We start from the raw sequence: 4,670 nt of genomic DNA, 5'->3' as shown, positions 1-4,670 counted from the left end.
CGACGGCGACAAGGCACTTTTCTGGCTGACCCAACTGGTCGAGGCCGGCGAGGAGGCAGGCCTGAAGATGGCCGTCGGGATCGATTTCGGGCTGCTCGTGCTGACCATCAAGAAATTCATTACCATCACCGCCGCCCCCGGTGACATGCTCGACGAGGACCTTGCCGGCGAGCGGCGTCTCGAAGGAGTCTACGACGTCGATTATCGGGATGCTGAAAGCGCCAAGATCGTCGGCACCTTTCTCGACCTCATTTTCCGCCGCGAGCGCGACTTTTACCTGCAGCTGATGGAGGCGGTGCGCTGGGAGCCCGAGGTCACCCTCGAGGAGGAAGTCTACGGCGCCCGTCGCGACCGTCTGCTCGACCACGGCTTCCCCGACCCCTTCGAGGCCCTCGGCGTCTACGCCTGGCTCGACCCGGACACCTTCGACCCGGCGCAGCAGCGCAAGCTGCCCCTGCAGCCCGGCGAGGTCGGGGTGGAAGCCCCCGCTTTCGCCCTGGCAGCCGCCCGGCCGAAGGACCTGCTGGCCGAGATCCTGGCCGGCGGCCTCGATCACGACGCCTGCTGGGAGCTGACCTTTCTGATCAACAAGGTGATGAGCGCCGAGCGGGTCGACGTCGGCGAAAGCAGCCAGGTGCGGGAAACGACCGAAGAAGTCTACCGCTACCTGAATCTGGCCCTCGAACACCTCTCCGGCGGTGACCTCGGAACGGCCTCGGCGCTGTTCGAGGACTGCTACCTCGAGCACCTCTTTCGCCTCGGCTTCAGCCTGACGCTGCAGCTGCAGCGGCGGGCGAAGAAGCTCGCCGCCGGCCGTATCGGTCCCTACCTGGATGGCCCCCTGCGCGCCTTCCTCGATGCCCTGCAGCAGCGCCGGCCGCGCTTCTACGAAGGGATAGATGCCGCGGAGCGGGCCGGCGAGCGCCCCTTCGCCAATGTTCACGACATCGCCCTGGCCATGACCTGGCTCGAGCGGCTGGCGGGACAGCGCCGGCTCTTCGAGGAGCGGTTTCCCTTCGACCTCCCAACTCCCGGCGAACTCGATCTGGCCGGCTGCGCCCCCGCCGATCCGGCCGACCTCACCCTCTCCGATTTTCTCCTCACCGCCCTGGCCAACCGCATCCTCGGCCGCGCTTTCGTGCCGCGGCCGGTGCCGCAGGAGGAGCTCCCCGCACTGCACGCCCGCATCTGCCGTGCGGGAAAGCTCGATCCCGAGCTGCGCCGCGAGACCGGCCACTGGCTCGACTCCCTCGAGCCCGGCGCCGCGGCCTTCGGCGACTGGTGCCTCGACCTCTGGGAGCAGGAGCTGTGCTCGGTCAGCGCGGAAGATCTCGACCCGCGTTTCGTCAGTGGGGTGATTGTCCGCCTTTCTTAGGAAATTTTCCCATGCACGGCGTTGGAAAGGAAAATTCTCCGCTCGCCGGGAGACGCTTGCTCGCATCAAAATCCTGAAAGGCGCTTCCGCCCGGATTTCCGTCCGCCGCTATGCCTGGCTGCGAATCAGTGCCAGGTGGAATTTTTTTCCGAAAAGCCGAGTAATACCGACCTTTAAACCATTTTCAAGACGAAAATGGCGCCCGCCGCGAGATTACTCTCTGGAAAAATTCATGCTGATATGGCATGTTACAGCACGATTGTCGCCCTCGACTCCCCGAATGCAATGCGAAGGCAGGAATGGCGCCTGGCGCCGGTTTCGGCTCCAGTCTGCTGACTTTACTGACTATGCAAAAATTCCTTCACAGCAAAGGGCAGCAGCCGCTTGCGGGCGGCGAGCCGACCCGGCGCGAGCAGCCGGCTGCGGCGTTCACTCGCTGGCTGCAGAGGCGGGGGGGCATTCGCTGCAAGTTGGCCCTGGTCACCCTGGCCCTCATCGCCCTGATCACCACCGGCTCTTCCCTCGTCGTCACCCACGTCCTCGACGAATCCCTGCTGCAGTCCCTGGTGCAGCGCGGACGCTCCCTCGCGATCAGCGCCGCTACCCCGGCCGGCTACAGCATCCTCTCCGGAGACCGTCTGGCCCTCGACAACCTGGCCGCCAAGATCAGTGAATCGCAGGAGGGGGTCGTCTACCTGGCGATTCTCGACACCCAGGATACCCTTCTCGCCCATAGCCGAATCGGCTCCGTGGGCGGTCGCTTCGAGCGGCTGGCCGGCTCCGAGGTGGCGATTGAACCGGATGTCGCCGTCCGCAAGGTCCGTCGGGACGGCCTCTCCTGCTTCGAATTCAGCACTCCCATCATCTTTGCCGGCAGCCGGCTGGGAGAGGTGGTGGTCGGGATCGATCCCGCCGCCTATAATGCCGCGAAACGCTCGGCCAGAGGCAAAATCATCCTGGTTTCCCTGCTCGCCATGGTCGTCGGTCTGGCGGGAACCCTGCTGCTGGCGACCCTGTTCACCACCCCGATCAAACGTCTTGCGGCCGGGGTGTCGCGCATCCGCTCCGGCGACTACGGCGTGGAGGTGGAAGTCTCTTCCCATGACGAGCTGGGCGAACTGACCGCCAGCTTCAATGCCATGGCCACGACCATCCGGGCGCAACGGGAAAGCCTGGAAGGCTCCGCCCGCGAACTGGAGGAATCCTACCTGTCGACCGTACGCATCCTGGCGGCGGCGCTCGATGCCCGGGACAACTACACGCTGGGACACTCGGCGCGGGTGGCGACGCTGTCGTTGCGCGTCGGCCGCCGGCTCGGGCTGGGCGCGGGGGTGCTGAAGGAGCTGGAGATGGCCTGCTTCCTCCACGATATCGGCAAGATCCGGGTTCCCGACCATATCCTGAACAAGCCCGCCCCTCTGCAGGCCGACGAAATCCGTCTCATCGGGCTGCACCCGGATCAGGGAGCGGAAATCCTCGGCCTGGCCGATTCCTTGCATAAGTATGTGCCGGTGGTGCGGCATCACCATGAACGCTACGACGGCTCCGGCTATCCCGCCGGCCTGAAGGGGGAGGAGATCCCGCTGTTCGCCCAGATCGTCGCCATCGCCGACGCCTACGATGCGATGACCACTTCCCGTCCGTACCGTCCGGGCCGCTCCCGGGACGAGGCGGTCGGGGAGATCCTGGCCTTTCGCGGCACCCAGTTCGCTCCGCACCTGACGGATCTGTTCATCGAAGCTCTGCACGAAGACGATGACCCGGAATTTTCCCTTTTAGGAGTCGCCACCCTATGAGAGCGCGCCTGCGTCCCGTCGTGTCGATTCTGGCGGTCCTGTCCCTGGTGAGCGCCTGCCATCCGCCGGCACCGCCGCATCATCCAGCCAGCCTGGGAGACCGCAAGCCCGCAGAAGAGCCCGAGGCGGTGCGGCAGAAGATCCGGCAGCACCTGGCCGCGGGCAACCATCCGGCGGCCCTGGCGCTGGTAATGTCGAGCGGCTTTTCCAAATCGGAGCTTGCCGAGGAATACGGGCTGGCGCTCAAGGGTCTGCTGAAACAGGCGGAAGGCTACCTGGAAAAGGATTTGCCGGAGAAGGCCGGCCCCCTCTACCGTGCCGCCCTGGACGGCTACCCGGCGACGCCGGCAGTAGCCGCAAAGGCCGGGATGAACCCCGCCGGGATTGCGGCAGGGATCGGGACCTGTGCCGATCAGTTGCTGGAGCGTGGCCTTGCGGCCTACCGCAACGGAGATCTCGACCAGGCGATCAGGACCTGGAAGCTGATCCACGTCTTTGCCCCCCAGCACCAGCCTTCCCGGAAGGCGCTGCAGACGGCCGAGATTCAGCTGGCCAACCTGAAGAAGGTGCGCGCTGAAAATTAGCAGACCTCTCCCGATGGGGGAGAGAACAGACAGCCGAGTTCCAGGACAAAGGCCGCCCGCCGTCACGATGACGATGCGGGCGGCCTTTGCGTTTTTTGGCGGATCAACTCCGGTCGACCGGGCTCTGGACCGCCAGCCCAGGCTTGTTCAGGACGTGGGTGTAGATCATCGTCGTCGAGACGTCGGAGTGGCCGAGCAGTTCCTGCGGGGTGCGGATGTCGTAGCCGGCTTCGATAAGGTGGGTGGCGAAGGCGTGACGCAATGCGGGCCATGCCGCCCCGTCCAGCGCTCATGGTGTACGAAGATGGCTCTGATAGAGCAGGCGAAGGGCTTCCCTGTCTTGGTCTATCTGTCAGGGTTGGAGTGCAGGGTTGTTTTGGAGGGTGGCCAGAAAAACGGTTACATGGCTTTGCTGCTGATCGGCAAGGTGCAGGTCCGGCAGGAAACGGGCAAATTGTTGCGACCCGTTGACGTGCCACCGGAGTCGGTTTTCGGGCACGCCCGATTCTTTGACGACTTTCTCGTAGGATCGCCAAAAGTCTGAATTTACGCAGCTTCTCTCGTTGACATCGTCTGAGAACCCTTTCATAATACCCCCCTCCAGAGATAGATTTTCACCGATGGCAGGAACGGGACAGGGACGTAGGTAACTTTTGTAACTTGTGACTCATAGCGGCTGTACCCGGGGCAAAATGACCGGCCGCACTCACGTAGTGGTAATCAAGGCGATTCGACAAAAGGGAAAAGGGTAGGGTTATCGAGGAGCCTCAACAAGTTACATAAGTTACCAACGTCCCCTTCCGGGTTCCCCGATGGTCGGTGATATGCGACAGTCAGGATGTTGGATACCATCGACTGCCGCAATATCAAAAATCACGGCAGTCGTCTAATACCTGTTATGCTAGGAGGACCTAT

Annotated in this window: 4 protein-coding genes and 1 pseudogene; 4 read left to right on the top strand and 1 reads right to left on the bottom strand. The window is 63.7% G+C overall.

The features are described 5' to 3' along the window. The 3 genes from VD811_01420 to VD811_01410 all read left to right on the top strand — a co-directional run. A partial coding sequence (locus VD811_01420) for a DUF6178 family protein (protein HXV19630.1) occupies positions 1-1,375 on the top strand: 1,375 nt, incomplete at its 5' end. Between the two features lie 299 nt (positions 1,376-1,674). Continuing rightward, the gene (locus tag VD811_01415) at positions 1,675-3,171 is read left to right on the top strand and encodes an HD domain-containing phosphohydrolase (protein ID HXV19629.1); all 1,497 of its coding nucleotides are present in this window, start codon (positions 1,675-1,677) and stop codon (positions 3,169-3,171) included. Beyond that, positions 3,168-3,755 carry a hypothetical protein gene (locus VD811_01410; GenBank protein ID HXV19628.1) on the top strand — a complete coding sequence of 196 codons (588 nt, stop codon included), beginning with the start codon at positions 3,168-3,170 and terminating at the stop codon, positions 3,753-3,755. Before VD811_01415 ends, VD811_01410 begins: the two co-directional genes overlap by 4 nt. Positions 3,756-3,858: 103 nt before the next feature. Here the strand turns inward: VD811_01410 and VD811_01405 are convergent. Continuing rightward, positions 3,859-4,017 (bottom strand): annotated as a pseudogene (locus VD811_01405) (tyrosine-type recombinase/integrase). Positions 4,018-4,059: 42 nt separating this feature from the next. Here VD811_01405 and VD811_01400 point away from each other — a divergent pair. Beyond that, positions 4,060-4,299, top strand: a complete 240-nt coding sequence (locus VD811_01400; GenBank protein HXV19627.1) for a hypothetical protein — start codon at positions 4,060-4,062, stop codon at positions 4,297-4,299. Positions 4,300-4,670: the final 371 nt, after the last annotated feature.

This window comes from Desulfuromonadales bacterium, from assembly GCA_035620395.1.
In the GTDB taxonomy this organism is placed as follows: Bacteria; Desulfobacterota; Desulfuromonadia; order Desulfuromonadales; family DASPGW01; genus DASPGW01.
The sequence above is the reverse complement of the archived record's forward strand: the minus strand, read 5'-3'. Positions and strand labels throughout refer to the sequence as shown.

Bases quoted from the DNA above. Each gene is read 5' to 3' on its own strand.
- VD811_01410 (HXV19628.1), top strand. From the start codon at position 3,168: ATGAGAGCGCGCCTGCGTCCCGTCGTGTCGATTCTGGCGGTCCTGTCC.
- VD811_01400 (HXV19627.1), top strand. From the start codon at position 4,060: ATGGCTCTGATAGAGCAGGCGAAGGGCTTCCCTGTCTTGGTCTATCTG.
- VD811_01415 (HXV19629.1), top strand. From the start codon at position 1,675: ATGGCGCCTGGCGCCGGTTTCGGCTCCAGTCTGCTGACTTTACTGACT.